A 22,557-nucleotide genomic window follows, 5' to 3' on the forward strand; every position below is an offset into this window, starting at 1 on the left:
AGGGCGCCACCGGAACTTCGATCCTCATCGCCCCGTTCTCGTCGCCCTGAGGCAAGACGGGGTTTTAGCCATGTCCGCGCATTATCCGGGTATTGGATTTTCGATCCGCGCCGAGGGGCCGCTCTGGCTCTGGCGGGCCACGTTGGACGACGTCACGCTGGCCGAGGGGCGCGCGCGCACCCGCGCCATCGCGGCGGCTCAGGTGATCCAGGTCATCTGCCGCGTCTACGGGCCGGAAACCGCGGCGTCGGCCGTGCGGCTGGCCAAGGCGGCCTGAATGCGCGTCATCGAAACCGCCACCTATCGCGGTCCCCACTATTACGCCACGCGGCCCATGATCCGCCTTCGCGTGGATCTGGGCGCGTTGGAGGACTGGCCCACCCACCGCCTACCGTCGCACTTCATCGACCGCCTGCTGGTCGCCTTGCCTGGGCTGGAGTCGCACGGCTGCTCCTACCAGGCCGCCGGCGGCTTCGTGCGGCGGCTGCGGGAGGGCACCTGGCTGGGCCACGTCGTCGAACACGTGGCGCTGGAGCTGCAGGCCGTCACCGGCGCGGCCACGACGCGGGGCAAGACGCGCTCGGTCAAGGGCAAGCCTGGCGTCTATGACGTGCTCTACGCCTATGAAAGCGAAGGCCTGGCGCGCGCCGCCGGCCGGCTGGCGCTGGTCTTGGTCGACAGCCTGCTGCCGCCGGCCTTGAGCGGCGTGGAAGGGCTCGACCTGGTGGCGCCGGCCTTGGCCGGCGGGGTGGAGACGCCGCTGGATCTCAATGCCGCGCTCGCGGAGCTGCGGCGCGTGGCCCGACGCGAGGCGCTGGGGCCCACGACTCGGGCGCTGGTCCTGGAGGCCCGCCGAAGGGGCATTCCCGTGCAGCGGCTCGACGAGCACAGCCTGTTCCAATTCGGCTACGGCGCGCGGCGAAAGCTGATCCGCGCCAGCATCACGGGCGAGACCTCGCAGATCGCCGTGCAGACCGCCGGCGACAAGGATCTGACCAAGCGCTTGCTCGCCGGCGTCGGCGTGCCCGTGCCGCGCGGGGCGGTGGTCCGAGATGTCGAGGAAGCTTTGGAACATGCCGCGCGCATCAAGGGTCCCGTCGTGATCAAGCCGCTGGACGGCAATCACGGTCGCGGGGTCAATCTCGACCTGCGCACGCCCGAGCAGGTGCGATGGGGTTTCGAGCAGGCGATGCGGCACGGCCGCCGCGCGCTGGTCGAGGAACAGTTCGTCGGGCGCGACCACCGAATCCTGGTGGTGGGCGGCCAGGTCGTCGCGGTGGCCGAGCGCGTGCCGGCCAGCGTGGTCGGCGATGGCCGCTCGACGGTCAAGCGGTTGATCGAGGTCGTGAACCGCGACCCCCGGCGCGGCGACGGGCACGAGAAGGTCATGACCCGCATCGTGGTCGACGATCATGTCCGCGAGATGCTGGGCCGCGTTGGCCTGGACCTGAACAGCGTTCCGGCCGAGGGCGCGGTGGTGCAGTTGCGCGCGACCGCCAACCTGTCGACCGGCGGCACGGCGATCGACCGCACCGACGTCATCCACCCCGACAACGCCGCCATCGCGCGGCGCGCCGCCCTGACCGTCGGCCTCGACGTCGCCGGCATCGACTTCGTCGCGCCCGATATCCGCCGTTCCGTGCGCGAGACGGGCGGGGGGATCATCGAGGTCAACGCCGCGCCCGGCTTCCGCATGCACTTGGAGCCTTCGGAAGGTCCCTCCCGCGACGTCGCGCGCGCCGTTCTGGCCCATCTCTACCCCCCTGGAACGCGCAGCCGCGTTCCGGTGATCGCGGTCACCGGAACCAACGGCAAGTCGACGGTGGGTCGGATGCTGTCGGCGATCTTCCGCGCCCAAGGCAAGACCGTCGGTCTGACCAACACCAGCGGCGTCTATATCAACGACGAGCGCCTGAAGGCCGTCGACGCCAGCGGGCCCAAGAGCGCGCGCATGGTGCTGCAGGACCCCACCGTCGAGGTGGCGGTGCTGGAGACCGCGCGGGGCGGCATCCTGCGCGAGGGCCTGGCCTTCGACCGCTGCGACGTCGGCGTGGTTCTCAACATCACCGCCGACCACTTGGGCCTGAAGGGCGTCGATACGGTCGAGGACCTGGCGCGCGTGAAGTCTGTGGTCACCGAGGCGGTCAGCCGGCGCGGCGTCAGCATCCTGAACGGCGATGACCCGATGACCCTGCGCATCGCCCGCCACGCCGGCGGCCGGGTCGCCTATTTCACCCTGAACGGCGGACCCGAGATGTCGCCGTTCCTGCAGAAGCATGTCGCCGAAGGCGGTTTGCTGGCGGCGCGCGAGCCGTCGATCCACGGCGGCGATCTGGTGATCCACGACGGCGAGCGCCGCATTCCCGTGATGAGCGCCGGCGACATCCCGGCCACGCTCTCGGGCCTGGCGGACTTCAACACCGCCAACGCCCTGGCGGCGGTGCTGGTCGGCTACGCTCAGCGCGTGCCGGTCGAGATCATGGTCCGCGCCCTGAGCGGGTTTACGTCGTCGCACGAGGAGAACCCCGGACGCTTCAACGTGCACGACGCGCACGGCTTCCGGGTGATCGTCGACTACGCGCACAATCCCGCCGCCATGCGCGCGGTGGGGCAGGTGGTGCAGCGGCTGCGGCCGCGGGTCGGGCGGGTGATCGGCGTCGTCAGCATTCCGGGCGACCGGCGCGACGAGGACATCCGGGAGATGGGCGAGATCGCCGCCGGCCTGTTCGACGAACTGGTGTTCCGCGAACGCCCCGACGGCCGGGGCCGAGCCGCCGGCGCGGTGGTCGCCCTGCTGACCGAAGGCGCCTTGGCGGCCGGGTTCCCCGAGGCCCAGCTGCACCGCGTGCTCAGCGAGCCGCGCTCGGTCGACCTGGGCCTCAAGTTGGCGCGTCCCGGCGACCTCTTGATGGTGTTCCCGACCTCGGTCGAGGAGGTCTGGCGACAGGTCGAGACCTTCCGGCCTTCGGTCGAAAGCGGCGCCGATGCGCGGCCGGCGGACTTGGGAGGCGCGATTGTCTGAGCGATGGGCCGTGATCGTTCACGGCGGAGCGAAGACCATTCCCGAGGCGCGAAGAGAGCGTCATCGGCAAGGGTGCCTGCGGGCGGTCGAGGCGGGGGCGGAGGTCCTGCGCTCCGGCGGCTCGGCCGTGGACGCGGTCGAGGCCGCGGTGCGGGCGCTGGAGGATGATCCGACCTTCAACGCCGGGCGAGGCTCGGTGACCAACGCCGACGGCGAGGTGGAGTGCGACGCGGCGATCATGGACGGCTCCGACCTGTCGGTCGGCGGCGTCGCTGCGGTGCGCACCTTGAGGCATCCCATCTCGGTCGCCTGTTCGATGTTGCCGGAGCGCCCGGTGCTGCTGGTCGCGGACGGCGCCGAGCGCTTTGCCCGCGACCACGGCGCCGAGTTCTGCGCGCCGGAGGACCTGATCGCGCCTCATGACGATGATCCCGGCTGCGACACGGTGGGCTGCGTGGCGCTGGACGTGTCCGGGGATATCGCGGCCGGAACCTCGACGGGAGGTCTCAGAGACTGCGCGCCCGGCCGCGTGGGCGACTCGCCCTTGCCGGGCTGCGGCCTCTACGCCGACAGCGCCATCGGCGGCGTCTCGCTGTCGGGCGAGGGCGAGAGCATCATCCGCACCACCCTGGCCGCGCGGCTGATCCAGGCTCTGGAGACCGACACCCCCGGTCCGGCGATCGACCATGCCCTGGCCGTGCTCGAGCGCGTCGGCGGCGAGGCCGGCCTGATCGTCATCGACCATCGGGGGCGCGTCGACTGGGGCCATAACAGCGACCACTTCGCCGTCGCCCACGCTTCCCGCGACGAACCCGCCCGCGCCTTCCTTCAGCGTTCCGAAGATCGGAGAAAGACTTGAGCAACGTGAACGGCCGTGAAGGACCCCTGATCATCATCGGCGGTCACGAGGACAAGGAGGGCGACAAGGTCATCCTGCGCGCCGTCGCCGAGCGTCTGAGCGGCGGAAAGCTGGTTGTGGCCACGATCGCCTCGCACGCGCCGGAAGGCTATTTCGAGTCCTACCAGAAGGCTTTCGGGGCCTTGGGCGTCGACAATCTGGTCGAGCTCTACGTCGAGGACCGCGCCGACACGCACGACGACGCGACCCTGTCCGTGCTGGACGGCGCGGCGGGCGTGTTCTTCTCGGGCGGCGACCAGCTGCGGATCAGCAGCCAGATCGGCGACACCCCGATCGAGCGGCGCATCCGCGAGATCTGGCGCGCCGGCGGAGTGCTCGCCGGCACCTCCGCCGGGGCCTCGGTGATGAGCGACACGATGATGGTCCGCGGCGCCAGCGCCGAAACCCATCGGATCGGCGATCTTCGGATGGCGCCGGGCCTTGGGCTGGTCCGCGACGTCATCATCGACCAGCACTTCGCCGAGCGCGGGCGCATTGGGCGCCTGCTGGGGGCGGTGGCGCAGAGTCCGCGCGTCTTGGGCCTGGGCATCGACGAGGACACCGCGATCGTCCTGGAAGGCGACGACTTCGCCGTGATCGGCAGCGGCGGCGTCTATGTCGTCGACGCCGAGGGCGTGACCTCGTCGAACATCGCCGAGGCGAAGAGCGAGCGGGCTTTGTCGATGCTGGACGTGCGCCTGCACGTGCTGGCCGACGGTGACGGCTATTGCCTGCGCACCCGGCGGCCCCATGGCCAGCCCAAGGTCCCAGGCTGAGCCTCTACACGGGATCCTTGGACAGCCGCAAATAGGTCGCGTCGAACTCCGCGAGGTCGGTCAGAGCGGGCCAGTCCAGGATCTCGACCTCCTGGTCGCGCCAGGCCAGCAGCCGCTGCTCGCGCAGGGCCTGGATCGTGCGGTTGGTGTGCACCGCAGAAAAGCCCAGGGCCTCGCCGATCTGCTGCTGGGTCATGGGCAGGTCCATCCGGCGATCGTACGCCAGGGCCACGGTTTCCAGCCGCACATAGAGCTCGCAAACCAGCCGGGCCAGGCGGGCGGGGCCGTTCTGGCGTCCCATCGACAAGAGCCACTGCCGGTGGATCGCCGCGTCGATCACGGTCTCCAGCCAGAACAGCCGCGTCAGGTGCGGATAGATCTCGGTCAGGCCGCGGAGGTCGGCGTGCGGGACCTCGAGGATCCGGCAGTCGGAGAACGCGAAGACGCCGTGATCCAGCTGCTTCATGACCAGGCCGTGGAGGTCGATGAAGTCGCCGGGCACGCTGATCTCGGTGAACTGGCGCGGTCCATTGCGGAACGCCGAGTAGCGGCCGGCCAGCCCGCTCAAGAGCAGGGTGCTGTGGTCTACGCGGGCGCGCAGGCCGACGATGTCGTCGCCGGCGCGGACGTCGCGCACGCGGCCCTTCAGGGCCTCGATGGCCTTCACCTCTTCGGGCGAGAGATCGTCGCGCCGCGAGAGCTTTCGGATGAAGGCCGCCATGCCCGCCGCTTCGTCGGCGCGTGGTGCGCGGCGCTCGTTCACGAGACCTCCGCTTGGCGCATGAGCCCGAGACAAGGTCGCCGCGCGTCGCGCCGCTGGGGATGGATGATCATGCAAGCTCCCGTTTGCAAGCAGAAGCGCTGATCGGGCCGCCGGTTCCTCGCGCCTTCATACAAGCTTGGCGCTTGTCCCGCGTGCTTTGGGGGGCGCGATGGACGATCGCGATGGGCCAGCGGCGAGCCCTTGGACGTTTGTCGCGAGAATCCGCTTTGAGCCTGGATGAAAAAAATGCTGGAAAGCGGTGAACGCCGAAGGGCTCGTCGCGTACGCGATCGAGCCGCCGGCATTGCGTCGCGTGAGCGGGGGTGTTGAAGTCCGATGGCCGAAGAGCCTAAGCGTCGTCGATTGCGTCAGAAGAGAAGCTCCACGCGCGCGAAGCTTCGCCAGCAAGCCAAGATCCAGAAGATCATCTGGCTTTGCGTCGCGGCGTTCCTGGGCTTGGCCATTCTCCTGGTTTTCGCGCGATACGCGATGCTGAACGGCAATTAGCGCTTGGCCGGCCGGCGCGACGAACGTCGCGCGGCCGGCCTGGCCTTGACTACATCGGCCCCACGCCGCCGGTCGGCGGTTGGAAGTCGAAGGCCGGCTCGCGGGCGCGACGCGCGTTCGCGCCAGGCTGGCCGCCGAAGCCGTAGGTGAAGCCGATGAAGACGGCGCGCAGGTCCAGATCAAGCGCCCGGCGATCCTTCAGCACCGCCGTGTCGATCACCAGCTTGTCGCCGAAGGTCTTCAGGGCGTCCTGTACGGTGACCACGCCCGAGAGGCGGTCGTTGAACTTGTGGCGGTAGCCAAGGTTCAGCATGCCCGTCGGCTCGCGATAGCCCTGCGGCGTCAGGCGCTTGCCGATGGCGAAGCCGCTGATCTGCAGGAAGTCCTTGGGCGTGGCCTGAACGTTCAGGGCCGCGTAGCCCGAGACGCTGACGGCGGAGCGCTTGTCGGGGAAACCCAGGTCCGTGGCGCCGATCTCGTTCCAGGCGGCGTTGCCGCTGATGGTGTACGACAGCTTGGGCGTCAGGCGGGCGTTGGCGACCAGCTCCAGGCCGCCGCTGCGGCTCCGGGCGAGATTGGCCTTGGTGGTCAGCAGGACGCCGCCGCCGATGTCGCGCACCACGTCGGTGACCCCGTCGCGCGCCTCGCGCCAGTAGAGCGTGCCCAGATAATAGTTGAAGCCCTTGCGCAGCTGGTAGGCGACCTCGAACGAGTCCGTGGTCTGCGGCTTCAGGCGCGGGTCGCCCTGACGGTAGTTATAGGGGTCCTGATAGATCCGGTACGGATTGAGGTCCTGAGCCGTCGGGCGCTGGATGCGGCGGCTGTAGCTGGCGTTGATCTGGCGAGCGTCGTCGACCTTGTACTGTGCGTGCAGCGACGGATAGGCGCGCAGATAGTCGTAGCCGTCCTTCAGGTTCGAGGTGACCTGGTTGGTGTCGATCTTGACGTCCTCGACCCGCAGGCCCGGCATCACGGTCCAGTCGCCGAAGGTTCGGCTATAGGTCGCGTAGCCGGCGTGGATCGTCTGCTCGTACTTGAACCGATTGGTCAGGGCCGGGTCGACGACCAGGCCGCCGCCGATCGAGCCGCGCGCGCCGAAATTGTCGTAGTCGTTGTCGTCGATCTGCAGCTCATAGCCCGCCACCAGCTTGGCGCCGTCGGGGAGGGGGCGCTTGTACTCGGCCTTCAGGCGGGTCTGGACCAGTTCGTCGCCGATGCTGACATGCTCGACATAGCTGGAGACCGCCGGCAGCTGGTTGAAGCCGGTGGCGTCGGTGGTCTGGCGGTCGCGGGTGCGTTCGACGCCGGCGTGCAGCGTGAACTCGTGCTCCTCGCCAGGCAGCTTGCGGCGCAGGTCGCCGGTGAGGCCGGCCACCGACCGCGTCATCGCGCCGTCGCTGAGCCGCTGGTAGCGGACAACCGGCGCGCCGGCGGTGTTCAGGCCCTCATAGGCGGACCCGGCCTTGGAGTTGTATTCGGTCTCGTTGTAGCGGGCCTCGGCGCTCAGGCGGGTCTGCTTGTCGACGTCGTAATCGACGCCGGCCCGAGCGTTGTAGGACTTGCCCTCGCTGATGAAGCCGACCTTCTGGTGGCTATCGGCGTAGCGGCCCGAAGCGGCGTCCAGGCGCGAGCGGTCGTCCTCGATGCCGCCCTTGGCCTTATCGCGCCGCCAGCCCGCGTCGCCGGACAAGGTGATCTGCTTGGTGTTGCGGGCGAGGCTGATGCTGGCGTTCTTGCGGCCCTCGGTGCCGAGCGTCGCGCGGACGGTCCCGGTCGTCCCCACCCCGCGCTGCTGCTTGGTGATCAGGTTGATGATGCCGGCGGTTCCCTCGGGGCTGAAGGCGGCGGACGGATTGGTCATCACCTCGACGCGCTCGAACTGGCTGGCGGGGATCTGCTGCAGCACCTGACCGCGATTGTCGCCCTTGAACATGCCCGACGGCTTGCCGTCGATCATGATCGTCACGTTCGGATCGCCGCGCAGGCTGACATTGCCCTGCACGTCCACCTGCACTGACGGCACGTTGCGCAGCGCGTCGGCGACCGAGCCGGTGGTGGCCTGCACGTCCTTGCCCAGGCTGTAGCTGCGCCGGTCGATCGAGGTCTTGATGTCCTGGGCGCCGGGGGCGGTGATGGTCACGCCCTGCACCTGGTTGGACGGCTCCTTCTTGGCCGGGGCGGGCGTCGTCGACGCCGGAGGGGCGGTCTGGGCGGCGGCGGTCGTCGCCAGCGGCAAGGCGCTGATCGCGACCAGGCCCGAAGCGGCCAGCAGGGCGGCGCGGCGGGTCGTGACGGTCATGGAAAGTCTCCTCTGTTGGCGAGGAAACTGCCCGAGCGATTCAAAGCCTTGCAGTGCCTGGAGTCAGGCTCGCGGGGTGACGTTTGTCATGTCGGGCCTCAGCGTCCGGCGCCGTCGAGCGGATCGAGGACCTGCGGCGTCGTCGCTTCCGGGGCGTTGAACACCAGGGTCCGGGTGACGCCGCGCCGCCGCACGTTCACCTGGTTGACCTCGTCGCCATAGATGTCGGCGAACATCGCGGCTGTCACCGCCACCGCGCCGCTCGCCTCGCCAGGCGCGATCTTGCCCGCGTATTCGAACCGCACCTCGTCGGCGCCGAGCGTCATGTCCTTCAGCGTCAAGGCGATCGGCGAATCGTTGACGGTCACCGAGAAGCGCTTGGCCACGTAACGCTTCAACGCCTCGACCGCCTCGGGGTCGTCGAGGCTGGCCTGGGCGTCGGGGGCGATCAGGGCCAGGGCGGGTTCGGCGTCGTGCGTCGGGACCCGGTGGCTGACGGTGACCGCGCCGCTCCTGGCGTCGATCTCTACGACGCTCAGGGCGCCGTGGCCGCGGTGGGCGGCCGCCGGGAGCGGGGCGAGCGCGAGGCTCGCCGCCGCGATCAGGACCGCCGCGCGCCGGATCACTTCGGGCCGTCGTCCTTCTTGGGCTCGCCCTTCTTGTCGTCGCCGGCCGGCTGGGTGTTCAGGCTGTCGGGATCGACCTTCAGATTGGCGTCCTTCATCCGGCTGGAGCCCATGTCGGGCAGTCGGATGACCTTCAGCGTCGTCGGCGTGATCGCGCCGTCGAAGACGTTGTTGGAGCGATCGGCGTCGGCGGTCTCCCACAGCGGATCGATCTCGGCGCCCTTCAGCTGCTTGGCCGAGACGTACTGCCAGGTCACCACCTTGGGGCTCTTGCGCCAGATCTCGGCCGGGATTCGGGCCGTCTCGCTGGTGCCGTCGGTGAAGTCCATCTTCAGGATCACCGGCATGACCAGGCCGCCGATATTGCGGAAGGTGAAGCGATAGAAGTTGTCCTTGGTCGCCTGGGCTTCCAGCTCTTCCGGCGTCAGGTCTTCCTTGGCCGCCTTGGCGCGCTTCTTGGCGCCCTCGGTGACGGTGAACTCGTCGGTGGCGTCGTAGAAGTCGCGGGTCTTCGGGTCGCGATCGACGACGGTCGGCTCGGTGTTGCGGGCGGCGGTCAGCGAGCCGGGCTCCTTGGCGCGCTCGGCCTTGCGGACCGAGGCCTCGAGATCGGGATCACCGCTCTCGATCCGACCCTGGACGACCTTGTCGAGCGCGATGTCGACATGGTCGGTCGAATAGAACCAGCCGCGCCAGAACCAGTCGAGGTCGATGCCCGAGCTCTCTTCCATCGTGCGGAAGAAGTCGTAGGGCGTCGGGTGCTTGAAGCGCCAGCGATTGGCGTACTCCTTGAACGCCCGGTCGAACAGCTCGCGGCCCATGATCGTTTCGCGCAGGATCACCAGGGCGGTCGCCGGCTTGGAATAGCCGTTCGGGCCGAATTGGATCACCGAGTCCGACTGGGTCATCAGCGGCACCTGGTCCTGGCTGACCATGTACTCGACGATGTCCTTGGGCTCGCCTCGGCGCGACGGGAACTTCTTGTCCCACTGCTTCTCGGCCTGGAATTCGAGGAAGCTGTTCAAACCCTCGTCCATCCAGGTCCACTGACGCTCGTCGGAATTGACGATCATCGGGAAGTAGTTGTGGCCCACCTCGTGGATCACCACCCCGATCAGGCCGTACTTGGCGCGATCGCTATAGGTCAGGGCGCCGGTCTTCTTGTCCTTCACCGGGCGAGGCCCGTTGAAGCTGATCATCGGATATTCCATCCCGCCCTGCGGGCCGTTCACCGACTGCGCCACCGGATAGGGATAGGCGAAGGTGAAGCTGGAATAGACCTTCAGCGTGTGGGCGATGGCCTTGGTCGAATAGGCGTCCCACAGCGGCCCGGCTTCCTTGGGGAAGAACGACATGGCCATGACCAGCGGGTGCGCGGCGTTCGGATCGGCCTGCTTCACGCCCATGGCGTCCCAGATGAACTTGCGCGAGGTCGCCCAGCCGAAGTCGCGGACATTGCTGGCCTTGAACACCCAGGTCTTCTCGCCGGTCGGCTTGCCGGCCTCTGCGGCGGCGGCCTCCTGCGGGGTCACCACATAGACCGGCTCGCTGGCGGCGCGGGCCTTGGCCAGGCGGTCGCGCTGGGCGGCGGTCAGGATCTGGGCGGCGTTCTGCAACTCGCCGGTGGCCGAGACCACGTGGTCGTTCGGCACGGTCAGGGCGACGTTGTAATCGCCGAACTCCAGGGTGAACTCGCCGCCCGACAGGAACGACTTGTTGTGCCAGCCCTCATAGTCGGAATAGACGGCCAGGCGCGGGAACCACTGCGCGACCTCGAAGATGCAGTTGCCGTCGTCGCCCTTGGCGGTGAAGCACTCATAGCCGCTGCGGCCGCCGATCAGCTTGGTCTCCACCATCGGGAACGACCACTCGATCTGGAACGTCGTCGTTCCGCCGCTGGCCTTGACCGCCGCCGGCAGGTCGATGCGCAGCATGGTGTCGACCACGGTGAACTTCAGCGGCCGGCCCGAGGCGTCCTTGACCGACTTGATGGTCATGCCGCCTTCCCAGTCCTTGAAGCGCTCGGCGCGGCGGACCTGGCCCAGGCTGACGCTGTCGCCCGACACCGTCTCGGTCATGTGGCTGATGGACGAGCGCTTGAAGTCGTTCTGGTCCAGCATCAGCCACAGATAGGGCAGATCGTCCGGCGAGTTGTTGCGGTAGGTGACCGTCTCCTTGCCGATGATCGACTTGGTCGGCTCGTCCAGGCGGGCGTTGATGCTGTAGTCGACCTTCTGCTGCCAGTAGCGATAGCCCGGCGCGCCGGAGGCGTTGCGGTAGTCGGTGGGCGTGGGCCAGTCCTCGCCTTCCAACTGGCGGAACTTGTCCTCGAACGGCGCCTTGGTCTGGCGGATGGCGTCGGCGTGCGCGCCAGAAACGAAGGAAGCGGCGGCGAGCGTGGCGGCGATCACGCCGGCCACGGCGCAACGGATGGAACGCTTGGACAAGTCGAAAGGCCCCTCAGATGGCGGACGGAAACCGCAGCGCGAGCTTGGCCAGCCCAAGAGGGAAAATCACCCCCTTTTTCGTCAAACCGTCAGAAATTGATCCTGACGCCCGCGCGGACGGCGCGCGGCTCCACGGGGTGGAAGTGAACGTCGTCGACTCCGGCGGCCGGCTCGCCGGGCAGGCGCGAGGCGTAGAAATAGGCGATGTCGTCGGCCTTGCTGTTGGTGACATTCAGCACCTCGATCATCAGGCTGGCCTTGCCGAGATCGTGCGTCAGCAAGGCGTTGACCAAGCCGCTGGCGCGCGAGCGGACGCTGTCGTCCTCGATCAGCGGCGCGGAGCCCAGGCGGCGCCAGGTCAGCGACAGGGTCGAGGCGCCGGTCAGCTTCCAGACGGCGCCGGCGCTCAGCACCGAGTCGACGGCGTTCGGAATGCGGTCCCCATTGGCGAAGCGGGCGTGGGTCGCCGCGTACGAGCCGGTCAGGCTCAGACGCGCCGTCGGCCGCCAGTCGGCGAGCAGTTCCAGACCGCGTCGGCGGGTCTCGCCGCTGGCCTCGGTGAAGCCCGAGTCGCCCGCGTAGACGAGTTCGGAGGCGACCCGCAGCGCCCAGGCTGCGGCGGTCACCGTCAAGCCCCGGGCCTTCCAGCGCAGGCCCAGCTCGGCGCCGTCGGTGGGCGACAGCAGCGGCGCGCCGGCGATCGCGCCGCGGGCGTCGTTCGAGTGGAAGCCTCGGCCCGCGTCGGCATAGAGCTCGAAGGTCTTTGACGCCCGCCAGGCCAGGGCTAGTTTGGGGCTGACCAGCAGATCGCTGACGCGGCCCTTGTCCTGGACGTCCGCGCCCATGGCGTCGGCGCGCAGGCCCAAGGTGGCGTCCAGCTTGCCGAACCGCCGAGAGGCTTCGCCCCAGGTCGCCGCTGACCATTCCGTCACCGCGTCCTGGCGCACGGTCTCGCGCCGGACGCGGGCCGTGGTGTGGTAGAGGCCGACCCGGCCGATGTCGTCGACGCGCAGCGACGCCCCCGTCCGCGCGCTCCAGCCGTCGCCCAAGCTCCAGCGCTTGATCACGGACCCGCCATAGACCCAGCGCCGGTCGACCTGCTCGAACTGGTCGCCATGGACGGGATCGTCGAGGAAGTAGGTGAAGTTCGAATAGAGATCGAGCGTGTAGCGCTGGACGTAGACCACCGTATCCAGGCCGTGCAGCAGGTCGCGGCGGCGCGCCGAGAGGATGTAGCGCGAGGTGGTTCCGCCGTCGGTCGGATCGACGGCGTCCAGGCGGCCCAGCGTTCCGGCCTCGACGGCGCGGAGCGGGATCTGGTCGGTGGCGTTCCAGCGGGCGTCGTAGGCAAGGGCCGTGATCGACCAGCCGCCGACCAGGGCGCGGCCCAGCAGGTTGATCTTCCTGAGGTTCTCGGCCGTGGTCCAGGCGCCGCGCGAGGTCGAGAGGTCGGCCGCCAGCAACAGGTTCTGATTCAGGGCCTTGGAGCCGACGCCCCGATAATAGCCGTTCTCGCCGACCCAGGCCTGCAGCCCGTCGCCATGCAGGTGATCGGCCGTTTCGAAGGCGACCGCGCCGGCGGTGGCGAAATCGCCGTTTTCGGCCGCATAGGGGCCCTTCTTGAAGGCGATGTCGTGGACGAACTCGGGCGTTAGGATGTTCAGGTCCAGATAGCCCTGGCCATGGCCATGGGTCGGCAGGTTCAGCGGCACGCCGTCAAGCGAGGCGGCCAGGTCCGTGCCGTGGTCCAGATTGAAGCCGCGCAGAAAGTATTGGTTGGCCTTGCCCGCGCCCGAGTGCTGGGTGGCGGCCAGGCCAGGCACCGCCTCGATCAGTTCGCCGGGCCGCAGCAGCGGGCGCACGGCGAAGTCGGAATAGCTGACCCGGCCCTCGCTGGCCGAGGTGGCGCGGCCAAGATCGTTGGCTCGCCTGCCCCAGACCGAGATGGCCTCGACCTCCTGCGCGCGAACGGCCAAGGGCGCCGAGAGCAGGGCCAGCAAGGAAAGGGCGAGGGGCGCGACACGCGTCATGAGCGGCTGTTAGGCCGGCGGCCAGGTCTCGGCAAGCCTTGGCTCGCGGGCGGCTGGCTTGATCCTTGAAATGATCAGGTGGCGGGCGTCGCCCTCAGGTTGCCGCGCCACACCAAGTCTTAACGGGGTCTCCGGCATACATCGCCCCCTCGAATGTCTCGCGGAGCCAGACGCTTGAAACCCGCCACCCTTGATGTGTCCACCGACCTCGGCGGCGCGCCGGGGCCCGCGCGCGCCCTCTTGGTGCTTGGGTTTCTGCTCTACGCCGCCGTCGCCGGCGCGGCCTGGTGGCTGGCTCTGCGGCTGGTTCCGGCCGAGCTCTCGCTGACCTTGGCGGGTCACACCCTGCATACCGCCTCGGCGCACGACCACCTGAACAACGTCTTCCTGGTCTTCCTGCTGCTGCCGACCATGCTGGGGGTCGAGGCGGCCACGGTCGGTTGGCGCGACAGCTCGCTGCGTCAGCTGATCTTCGCGCGCACGCCGTCGCTGAACACCGACCTCGCCGTCTTCGTCCTGGGCCAGGGGCATGTGCTCGACGTCGTCGGACGGGTGATGATGCTCGGCGCCTCGATGATCTCGGGCGCGTGGATTCACGAGGCGATCGCCAACGCCACCGGCGTCAGGCTGCGTCCACCGCCGCTGCCGTTCGCGCTGCAACTGCCGCTCTATTTCGCGATCTATACGTTCTTCGATTACTGGACCCACCGGATCGACCACACCAAGTTCATGTGGCCGCTGCACCGCTACCATCATTCGGCCGAGGACTTCGGCGTCGTCACCTCGGTGCGCCAGCATCCCGCGACCTTCACCGCGATCTTCGTGGTCAACCTGCCGCTGGCGGTGCTGGGCGCGCCGGCGGACGTGATGATCTATGTCAACGTGCTGGTCGTCGCGATCGGCTTCCTGATCCATTCGAAGATCGAGGCCGACTGGGGCTTTGTCGGCCGCTGGCTGGTCCAGTCGCCGAACCACCACCGGGCGCACCACAAGTTGGACATGTCCCGCCCGACCGGCCACTTCGCCATCGCGCCGATCTGGGACCGGCTGTTCGGCACCTGGTACGAGGACCGACCGGACCCGAAACTAACGATCGGCGTCGACACGTCGTACCGCCACGGCGTTTTCGTGCCGCGCGACATGCTGCGGGACTACTATCACTTCTGGATCGGCTGGTTCGGCGGCAGGAACGACGGTCCGAACGCCGCGCGCTTCTTCGAGAAACGCTGAGGCTCCGTCATCTCGCTTCGACCAGTTCGGCGAGGACGATTTGCGGACCCTATCCTCGAACCTCACCCTGAGCCCGTCGAAGGGCGACGGTCGACCGCGTCTCAAGCCGCCTTCAGCAGCCCATCGAAATACTCGATCGTCTTCGTCAGCCCGACCTTCAGCGGCGCCGTCGGGGTCCAGTCCAGGTGCTGCTTGGCCAGGGTGATGTCCGGCTGGCGCTGGCGCGGGTCGTCGGAGGGCAGGGGGCGATGGACGATGACGGACTTGCTGCCCGTCAGCTCCAGCACCAGTTCGGCTAGCTGCTTCATCGTGAACTCGACCGGGTTGCCCAGATTGATCGGACCGGTCACGTCGTCGCCGGTGTTCATCAGCCGTATCAGGCCGTCCACCAGGTCGTCGACATAGCAGAACGACCGCGTTTGGTTGCCGTCGCCATAGAGGGTGATGTCCTCGCCCTTCAGGGCCTGGACGATGAAGTTCGACACCACGCGCCCGTCATTGGGATGCATGCGCGGGCCGTAGGTGTTGAAGATCCGCGCCACCTTGATGCGCAGCTTGTGCTGGCGCCAGTAGTCGAAGAACAGCGTCTCGGCGCAGCGCTTGCCTTCGTCGTAGCACGAGCGGACGCCGATCGGATTGACGTTGCCCCAATAGGTCTCGACCTGCGGGTGGATCGTCGGGTCGCCGTACACCTCCGAGGTCGAGGCCTGCAGGATCTTGGCCTTCACCCGCTTGGCCAGGCCCAGCATGTTGATCGCGCCGTGGACGCTGGTCTTGGTCGTCTGCACCGGGTCGAACTGGTAGTGTACGGGGCTGGCCGGGCAGGCCAGATTGTAGATCTGGTCAACCTCGACATAGAGCGGCATGGTCACGTCGTGGCGCAGCAGCTCGAAGCGCGGATTGGCCAGGTTCTGGGCCACGTTCTGGCGCGAGCCGGTGTAGTAGTTGTCGACGCACAGCACCTCGGCGCCGGTCTCCAGCAGGCGGTCGCAAAGATGCGAGCCGACGAAACCCGCGCCGCCCGTCACCAGTATTCTTTGCGTGTGCATCGGCGGGCCGACCTTTCAGGGACTCAAGCGTCCGTGACTTTGTACCGCTCGGCTTTCGGAGCCGTCGAGCCCTTGCCGGCGGGTGCGGCGCCGGGCCGCGCGTCCTAGGTGACGTTTGTCATGTCGGCGCGATGACGGCCGGCACTGATCGCGCGGACGGAAAGGCGGCATCTTGGCTTCACCACGAGGGAGCTGCACATGTCACCTACATCCTCCGAGCCGGTCGCGCTGCTGCGCCAGGTGGTCAAGCGTCGCGGCGCGACGCTGGCCCTGAACGGCCTGGACCTGACCATCCGCCCCGGCCAGTGCGTCGCGCTGCTGGGCCCCAACGGCGCGGGCAAGAGCACCAGCGTCGCCCTGCTGACCGGTCGCCTGCGACCCGACGGCGGCGACGCCTTCCTGTTCGGCGAGGACCCTCGCGCGCTGGCCGCCCGCGGCCGCATGGGCGTCATGCTGCAGGACGCCGGCCTGCCCCGCACCCTGACGGTGCGCGAACAGGTCGAGCTGTTCCGCGGCTACTACACCGCGCCGCGCCCGCTGGACGAAGCGATCCGCCTGGCCGGTCTGGAAGGCCTTGAGCGTCGCCGTTGCGGCGCGCTGTCGGGCGGTCAGCAGCGGCGGGTGCAGTTCGCCCTGGCCCTGGCCGGCCGGCCGGACTTTCTGGTCTTGGACGAGCCGACCACCGGCATGGATATCGACGCCCGTCGCGGCCTGTGGACCGCCGTCCGGGCCGAGATCGCGCGCGGCTGCGCGGTGCTGCTGACCACCCATCACCTGGACGAGGCCGAGGCCCTGGCCGACCGCATCGTGGTCATCGACCATGGCCGGGTCATCGCCGACGGCACGCCCGAGCAGATCAAGTCGCGCGTGTCGGGCGTCGCCATCCGCTGCCGCACCCGCCTGTCCGACGCCGAGCTTTCGGGCTTGGCGCGGGTCACCGGCGTCAGCCGCGACGGCGGCAAGGTCACGCTGCTGACCACGTCCGCCCCCGCCACCCTGCGCGAGCTTCTGGCCCGCGACGAGACCGTCGATGACCTGACCGTCGCCGGCGCCTCGCTCGAGGACGCCGTCACGCGGCTCGTCGAGGCCGGCGCCGCCGCCTCCCAACCCCAAGCCAAGGTCGCCTGAGATGCACACCCTGTCCGTCTATGTCCGTGAGATGCGCGCCCAGATCCTGGCGACCTGGCGCACCCCGCAATTCCTGATCCCCAGCGTGGCCCTGCCGCTGCTGTTCTATGGCGTCATGGGCCTGGGCCTCAGCAAGGGGCGCGAGGAGGTCGCGCACTTCATGCTGGCCAACTACGTGATCTTCGCCGCCATCGCGCCGGCCATGTTCGGCTTCGGCGCGGCCGTGGCCGCCGAGCGCGAGGCCAGGCTGATCGAGCTGAAGCAGATCGCGCCGCTGCCCGCCGGCGGCTATCTGGCCGGACGCCTGGCGGCCGCCCTGGCCCTGATCGCCGTGGCGGTGGCGCTGCTCGGCGCCCTGGCCTGGTTCGGCGGGGTGCGCATGGACGGCTGGCGCTGGGCCGCCACCCTGGGACTTGGCCTCGCCGCGACCTTTCCGTTCGCGATGATCGGCCTGAACATCGGCCTGCGCATGGGCTCGCAAGGCGCCACGGCCCTGGCCAACCTGGTCTTCCTGGCCTTCTCGCTGTTCGGCGGGCTGTGGATCCCCCTCAGCGCCATGCCGGCCTGGTTCGGTAAGATCGCTGAATACACCCCGTCCTATCACCTGGGACAGCTGTCGCAGATGCTGTCGGGCGTTCAGCCGATGGCCGACGTGCAGCGCCACGTCTCGATACTCCTGGCCATGACGCTGGCCGCCCTAGTCGGCGCCTTGATCGCCTGGCGCCGGCGGGCCGCTTGACCATGGGCGTCTGGGCGCGCGACATCGTGCGGATGAGCATGGACCCGTCGATCGCGCCCCAGGGCGCCGCCCAGCAAGCGTCGGGCGCCTCGGCTTCCACAAGTCGGGGCTTCGACGGTCGCTGGCACCTGATCTGGCTGGTCTATATCCCGTTCTACTTCATCGGCTGGTTCTACCGGAAGCCGACGACGGTGGAGGTGGCGGCGTCGATCGGCGGCGCGCTGGCCTTCCTGGCGCTGTTCGTGCGGATCTGGCGCAAGCGCGGACGCCCCGCGCTGTGGGAGGTCCTGGCCATCTACGCGATCGGGCTGGCGCTCTCGCCGTTCGGCGCCGGCTGGAGCGTCTACACGATCTACGCCATGTCGTTCGCCGCGCGGATGAGCTCGCGACGCGACGCCATTCGCACGCTGATCGGCCTGGAACTGGCCTTGCTCGCCCTGGGTCCGCTGCTGATGAGCCACGGCTGGTCGGCCTGGGCCTCGGGGCTGATCTTCGGCGCTGTGGTCGGCTTCGCCGGGCTGATGCAGAGCGACATGGAGCGCAAGAACCAGGAGTTGGCCCTGGCCCACGAGGAGGTTCGCGCCCTGGCCACCACGGCCGAGCGCGAGCGCATCTCCCGCGATCTGCACGACCTGCTAGGCCACACCCTGACCCTGGTCGCGGTCAAGGCCGAGCTCGCCGCCCGGCTGGTCAGCCGCGACGCCGAGGCGGCCGAGCGCGAGATGCAGGCCGTCGCCGCCACCGCCCGCGAGGCGCTGAGCGAGGTTCGGACGGCGGTCGTCGGCATGCGCGGCGCGTCGCTGGCCTTCGAACTCGACAAGGCCCGCCAGGCCCTGGCCGCCGCCGGGGTGCGCGCGGAAATCTCGGCCCTGACCACCGACGGCCACCCCGCCCAGGAGGCGGTGCTGGCCATGGCCTTGCGCGAAGCCGTCACTAACGTGATCCGCCACGCCGACGCCCAGACCTGCGAGATTCGGCTGGAGCCCAGCGCCACCTCGCTGGTGCTGACCGTCGTCGACGACGGGGCGGGCGGCCGAATGGTCGAGGGTTCGGGCCTCAAAGGCATGCGGGCGCGACTGGCGGCGATCGGCGGCGCTCTGAAGATCCAGTCGGACAAGGGCGGCACGCGCCTGGTGGCCGCCGCGCCCCTGGAGGCCTCCTGATGATCCGCGTCGTGATCGCCGAAGACCAGAAGATGGTGCTGGGCGCGCTGAGCGCTCTGCTCGAACTGGAGGGCGACATCCAGGTCGTCGGCCGCGCGCCGGACGGCGAACAGGCCCTGGCGCTGGTGCGGTCCGAGAAGCCGGACGTGCTGATCTCCGACATCGAGATGCCCGGCCTGACCGGCATCGACGTCGCGACCCGCCTGAAGGCCGAGAACGCGCCAACCCGTGTCCTGATCGTCACCACCTTCGGCCGGCCGGGCTATCTGCGTCGCGCGCTCGACGCGGGCGTGAAAGGCTACCTGCTTAAGGACGGCCCCAGCAGCGTGCTGGCCGCCGCCGTGCGCACCATCGCCGCCGGCGGGCGGGCCGTCGCGCCGGAGCTGTCCGAGGCGGTTTGGGACGCCAGCCCCGATCCCTTGACCGACCGCGAGCGCGAGATCCTGCGCCTAGCCGAGGAGGGGCGCTCGAACAAGGACATCGCCGACGTGCTGGACCTCTCGCCCGGCACGGTGCGCAACTACCTCTCCGAGGCGGCCCAGAAGCTGGGCGCGGCCAACCGCGTCGAGGCCGGACGGATCGCTCGGTCCAACGGCTGGCTCTAGGACGTTCTCGCCGGCGGCGTCGTACGCCATAGGACAAGACCGATCCCGCCCAGGACCAGCTCGCGCAGGCGTCGCAGCAGCGACAGCGCCAAAGCTTGATCGGGCGTAAGCCCCAGGGCGCCGCCCAGCAGCAGGTAGCCGCCTTCCTGCACGCCCAGCGCGCCGGGAATGGCGAAGCCGACGACCTTGGCGCTCTGCGCCAGTCCTTCGACAATCAGCGCCTGCAGCAAGGTCGGTTGAAGCCCCAGCGCCCACATCGAGACATAGGTCTCGAGCGCGCCGGCGCTCCAGGCGGCCATGTGCCACGCCCAAGAAGCCATGAGGTTGGCGCGCTGGCGGCCGACGCCGCGGAAGGCCTCGCCCAGCTCCTCCAGGCGGCTGGCGATCGACGACCACCGTTTAGAGGCCTGACCGACGCGCCGCGCGAGGCCCGACCTCTGGGCCGCGAACGCGGTCAGACCGATCAGCGCGAGGACGCCGACCAGAGCCAGCCCGGCTTGGGCGAGGCGAGGATCGTGCAGGGTGACCATGGCCACGTCCAGGCTGATCAGGACGAATATCGCCAGGCCCACCGTGCCCGTCAGCACGTCGACGACGCAGCTGGCGGTCGCCTCGGCCAGGGTCAGGCCGTTTCGCGCCGCCAGCTTGGCCCGCACCACGTCGCCGCCGACCTGGGCCACGGGCAGCAGGGCGTTGACCGCCTCCTTGATCATCCGCAGCCGGAACAGAAAGGGCAGGGACGGGCGTCGGTCCGGCGGCATCAGAACCTGCCAGCCGATCGTGGCCATGAAGGTGATCGGCAGGTGCGCGGCGACGACGGCCACGGCGCTCCAGCCGACCTTGGCCACGATCTCGCGCACCGCGCCGGCGCCATGCGTCGCAAGCAGGATCGCCAGCAGGGCGACGCCCAGCGTCAGCAGCCACGCCCGCCAGGGCGAGCCCTTTTCCCCCGCCTTGCTCGTCATGCCGCGACGCGCGCCTTCTGACCGCCAAGCGCGCCGAGCTCGCGATAGACGTCGAGCACGGAGGCGCAGACGGCGTCCCAGTCATGGCGAGCGCTGGACTGGCGCGCGGCGCGGCCCAGCCGCAGGCGGCGCAGGGGTTCCCCGGCGAGCGTCCGGATCGCCGCGCCATAGGACCGAGCGTCGCCTTGATCGACGAGAACGCCGTCCTGGCCGTCGGCGATCAGGGCGCTGGTGCTAGGCGCGCGGGCGCAAAGCACGGCGAGTCCCGCGGCCATCCCTTCGAGGGTGGCGTTGCCGAACGCTTCGGTCTGGCTGGGATTGAACAGGATGTCGGCGCTCGACACGGCGCGCGCCAGCGCGTCGCCGTCGAGGTGTCCGGTGAAGACCGCGTCGGGCAGGTGGTCTCGCAGGAAAGCGCGCGCGGGGCCTTCCCCGATGATCAGGGGCCGGATCGGCTGGTCGCGGAGGCCGTTCAAGGTCTCGCAGAAAACACCGAGGCCCTTTTCCAGGACCAGGCGACCCAGGAACGCCACGACCACCTCGTGATCGCCAATCCCTTGCGCGCGCCGCCACTGCATATCCCGCCGGGCGGGCGAGAAGCGGTCGCGGTCGACGCCGCGGCCCCAGATCCGCACCCGCTCGCCCAGGCCGTCCTGGCGCAGCAGATCGGCCATCGGGGCGTTGGGCGCTAGAACCCGGTCGCAGCCGCGATAGAAGCTGGTCAGGTACCGTTCCACCCCGGGGCGCAGCCAACCGAGCCCGTAATAGGAGAGGTAGGTCTCGAACCGCGTGTGCAGGCTGGACACCAGCGGCAGGCCGCGCTTTCGCGCCCATTGGCCCGCCTGCGAGCCGAGAAGGTCGGGCGCGGACAGATGCAGGAGGGTCGGCTGGAACCGCGCGAGATCGGCTCTCAGGCCGCGCGTCAGGCCAAACGCCAGCCGGTATTCGCCGCGGCCAGGGATGGCGAAGGACGGGGCCGACACCAGATCGCCGGCGGGTTCGAACGCCGGGGTGGCGGTGGTCGGCGAATAGACGCGCACCTGGGCGCCCGCCGCGACCATGAACGCGGCCAACCGGTTCAGGGCCTGATTGCAGCCATCCCGGGTGTAATTGTAGTTGCCGGAGAACAGCGCCAGACGCAGGCCTTCGGCCGGCCTTTGGTCAGCGGGCTGATGAAATGATCTTTCCGCGCGCGGCACGACGCCTCCGTCTGTGAGTCCGTGAGGCCCGCCCAAATCCTCCGTGTGACAATGGCCATATGGGGGAATGGTTCAGTTTCGAAAAGGGGCTCCAGGGCGCGGCGGCGAAACATCCGGCGAATGTAGCCTCGCGGCGACAGCGCGGCGCGACGCGGGCTCGCCGTCCAGGGGGCATTCGCTCGCGCCAGGCTTCCGCTCGCCATTTACCGGGCCGCTCGCCCTTGTCGCGAGCCCCGTTCGTGCTCAGTTAGGCGGCCACGGTCGCGATGCTCGCGGCCGACCATTCCCCAGGGGCGAGTAAGGCCCCCGCGTTCAGTGAGTTTTTGACGTATGCAGCCGGTCAAGACCCTTATTCTCAGCGCCGGTCAGGGCAAGCGCCTGTCGCCCCTGACCGACGACCGGCCCAAGTGCCTCGTCGACCTCGCGGGGCGCACCGTTCTGGAATGGCAGCTTCGACACCTGCACCGGGCCGGCGTGACCGAGGCGGTGGTCGTCACCGGTTTCCGCGCCGATCTGGTCGAGGCCGAGGTGGCGCGCTTGACCTTGCCGGGCCTTACGATCCGCACGCTCTACAATCCGTTCTACAGCGTCACCGACAATCTCGCGACCTGCTGGCTGGCGCGCGAGGAAATGCGCGGCGGGCCGTTCATGATCCTCAATGGCGACACCCTGTTCGAACCCGCCATCGCCGAGCGGCTGATCGGCGCGCCGCCGGCCCCGATCACCGTCACCGTCGATCGCAAGGCCGAAGGCTATGACAGCGACGACATGAAGGTGCTGACCGACGGCGACGCCCTGCGCGCGATCGGCAAGACCATCCCCGAGTACGACGCAGAATCGATCGGCTTCCTGCGCTTCGACACCGAAGGCTCGGCCCTGTTCGTCGAGACTCTGGAGAGGATCATGCGCGGGCCGGAAGGTCTCAAGCGCTGGTATCTCAGCGTGATCCACGAGATCGCCCAGGCTCACGACGTCGTGCGGGTGCGCTCGATCGAAGGTCTGGACTGGGCCGAGATGGACTTTCCGGAGGACCTTGTCCGCAACCGCGCGCTGACCGCGCTGTGGGCGGCCGAGGCCGTTTAGGCCAGGCTGGGGGCGACGAAGGGCGAGG

Annotated in this window: 19 protein-coding genes; 11 read left to right on the forward strand and 8 right to left on the reverse strand. The window is 69.1% G+C overall.

The genetic code is table 11. The features are described 5' to 3' along the window. Nucleotides 1–70: 70 nt before the first annotated feature. Genes Q0V34_RS03590 through Q0V34_RS03605 form a run of 4 tightly spaced genes read left to right on the forward strand, consistent with a single transcriptional unit; the run spans nt 71 to nt 4,696 of the window. Nucleotides 71–277, forward strand: coding sequence for a hypothetical protein (locus Q0V34_RS03590; RefSeq protein ID WP_297507837.1), 207 nt, complete (start codon nt 71–73; stop codon nt 275–277). Then, nucleotides 278–3,022 (forward strand): cyanophycin synthetase, encoded by a 2,745-nt coding sequence (cphA, locus tag Q0V34_RS03595; protein WP_297507840.1) that lies wholly within the window; start codon nt 278–280, stop codon nt 3,020–3,022. Beyond that, nucleotides 3,015–3,881, forward strand: coding sequence for an isoaspartyl peptidase/L-asparaginase family protein (locus tag Q0V34_RS03600; protein ID WP_297507843.1), 867 nt, complete (start codon nt 3,015–3,017; stop codon nt 3,879–3,881). The genes cphA and Q0V34_RS03600 overlap by 8 nt, the downstream gene beginning before the upstream one ends. Before the next feature lie 5 nt (nt 3,882–3,886). Next, a complete protein-coding gene (locus Q0V34_RS03605) occupies nt 3,887–4,696 on the forward strand; it encodes a cyanophycinase (protein WP_297508385.1) in 810 nt (269 codons plus the stop codon). A 4-nt stretch (nt 4,697–4,700) separates the two neighbouring features. Here the strand turns inward: Q0V34_RS03605 and Q0V34_RS03610 are convergent, their stop codons facing one another. Then, a complete protein-coding gene (locus Q0V34_RS03610; RefSeq protein ID WP_297507846.1) occupies nt 4,701–5,459 on the reverse strand; it encodes a Crp/Fnr family transcriptional regulator in 759 nt (252 codons plus the stop codon). 363 nt (nt 5,460–5,822) lie between these two features. Between Q0V34_RS03610 and Q0V34_RS03615 the strand changes: the two genes are divergently transcribed. Then, entirely contained in the window at nt 5,823–5,966 is a 144-nt protein-coding gene (locus tag Q0V34_RS03615; RefSeq protein WP_297507849.1) for a hypothetical protein, read from the forward strand. Nucleotides 5,967–6,015: 49 nt separating this feature from the next. Here Q0V34_RS03615 and Q0V34_RS03620 read toward each other — a convergent pair whose 3' ends face one another. The 4 genes from Q0V34_RS03620 to Q0V34_RS03635 all read right to left on the reverse strand — a co-directional run bounded on the left by Q0V34_RS03620 (nt 6,016) and on the right by Q0V34_RS03635 (nt 13,368). Beyond that, nucleotides 6,016–8,265, reverse strand: a complete 2,250-nt coding sequence (locus tag Q0V34_RS03620; protein WP_297507852.1) for a TonB-dependent receptor — start codon at nt 8,263–8,265, stop codon at nt 6,016–6,018. A gap of 98 nt (nt 8,266–8,363) precedes the next feature. After that, nucleotides 8,364–8,891 (reverse strand): DUF6702 family protein, encoded by a 528-nt coding sequence (locus Q0V34_RS03625; protein WP_297507855.1) that lies wholly within the window; start codon nt 8,889–8,891, stop codon nt 8,364–8,366. Further along, nucleotides 8,888–11,395 (reverse strand): M1 family metallopeptidase, encoded by a 2,508-nt coding sequence (locus tag Q0V34_RS03630; protein WP_297507858.1) that lies wholly within the window; start codon nt 11,393–11,395, stop codon nt 8,888–8,890. The genes Q0V34_RS03625 and Q0V34_RS03630 overlap by 4 nt, the downstream gene beginning before the upstream one ends. A gap of 32 nt (nt 11,396–11,427) precedes the next feature. After that, entirely contained in the window at nt 11,428–13,368 is a 1,941-nt protein-coding gene (locus Q0V34_RS03635) for a TonB-dependent receptor (RefSeq protein WP_297507860.1), read from the reverse strand. Nucleotides 13,369–13,542: 174 nt separating this feature from the next. On the opposite strand from Q0V34_RS03635, the gene Q0V34_RS03640 reads away from it, so the two are divergent. Next, on the forward strand, nt 13,543–14,598 hold the full coding sequence (locus Q0V34_RS03640; RefSeq protein WP_297507862.1) for a sterol desaturase family protein: 1,056 nt from the start codon (nt 13,543–13,545) through the stop codon (nt 14,596–14,598). A gap of 101 nt (nt 14,599–14,699) precedes the next feature. On the opposite strand, the gene Q0V34_RS03645 is transcribed toward Q0V34_RS03640, so the two are convergent. Continuing rightward, nucleotides 14,700–15,647, reverse strand: coding sequence for a UDP-glucuronic acid decarboxylase family protein (locus Q0V34_RS03645; RefSeq protein WP_297507865.1), 948 nt, complete (start codon nt 15,645–15,647; stop codon nt 14,700–14,702). 198 nt (nt 15,648–15,845) lie between these two features. Here Q0V34_RS03645 and Q0V34_RS03650 point away from each other — a divergent pair, with 198 nt between their 5' ends. The 4 genes from Q0V34_RS03650 to Q0V34_RS03665 are packed head-to-tail and all read left to right on the forward strand — an operon-like array spanning nt 15,846 to nt 19,282. Further along, nucleotides 15,846–16,775: an ABC transporter ATP-binding protein gene (locus tag Q0V34_RS03650; RefSeq protein ID WP_297507868.1), complete on the forward strand. Its 930-nt coding sequence runs from the start codon at nt 15,846–15,848 to the stop codon at nt 16,773–16,775. 1 nt (nt 16,776) lies between these two features. Next, nucleotides 16,777–17,514: an ABC transporter permease gene (locus tag Q0V34_RS03655; protein WP_297507870.1), complete on the forward strand. Its 738-nt coding sequence runs from the start codon at nt 16,777–16,779 to the stop codon at nt 17,512–17,514. A gap of 2 nt (nt 17,515–17,516) precedes the next feature. Continuing rightward, nucleotides 17,517–18,677, forward strand: a complete 1,161-nt coding sequence (locus Q0V34_RS03660; protein WP_297508387.1) for a sensor histidine kinase — start codon at nt 17,517–17,519, stop codon at nt 18,675–18,677. Next, on the forward strand, nt 18,677–19,282 hold the full coding sequence (locus tag Q0V34_RS03665) for a response regulator transcription factor (protein WP_297507873.1): 606 nt from the start codon (nt 18,677–18,679) through the stop codon (nt 19,280–19,282). Before Q0V34_RS03660 ends, Q0V34_RS03665 begins: the two co-directional genes overlap by 1 nt. Here Q0V34_RS03665 and Q0V34_RS03670 read toward each other — a convergent pair. Together Q0V34_RS03670 and Q0V34_RS03675 are read right to left on the reverse strand one after the other, a co-directional pair. Beyond that, nucleotides 19,279–20,247, reverse strand: coding sequence for a flippase-like domain-containing protein (locus Q0V34_RS03670; protein ID WP_297507876.1), 969 nt, complete (start codon nt 20,245–20,247; stop codon nt 19,279–19,281). The two genes, Q0V34_RS03665 and Q0V34_RS03670, sit on opposite strands and share 4 nt — an antisense overlap. Beyond that, complete coding sequence (locus tag Q0V34_RS03675) at nt 20,244–21,446, reverse strand: glycosyltransferase family 1 protein (RefSeq protein WP_297507879.1); 1,203 nt, start codon at nt 21,444–21,446, stop codon at nt 20,244–20,246. Before Q0V34_RS03675 ends, Q0V34_RS03670 begins: the two co-directional genes overlap by 4 nt. A 330-nt stretch (nt 21,447–21,776) precedes the next feature. On the opposite strand from Q0V34_RS03675, the gene Q0V34_RS03680 reads away from it, so the two are divergent. Further along, a complete protein-coding gene (locus Q0V34_RS03680; RefSeq protein WP_297507882.1) occupies nt 21,777–22,529 on the forward strand; it encodes an NTP transferase domain-containing protein in 753 nt (250 codons plus the stop codon). Nucleotides 22,530–22,557: the final 28 nt, after the last annotated feature.

The sequence above is a fragment of the uncultured Caulobacter sp. genome, from assembly GCF_947036865.1.
GTDB lineage: Bacteria > Pseudomonadota > Alphaproteobacteria > Caulobacterales > Caulobacteraceae > Caulobacter.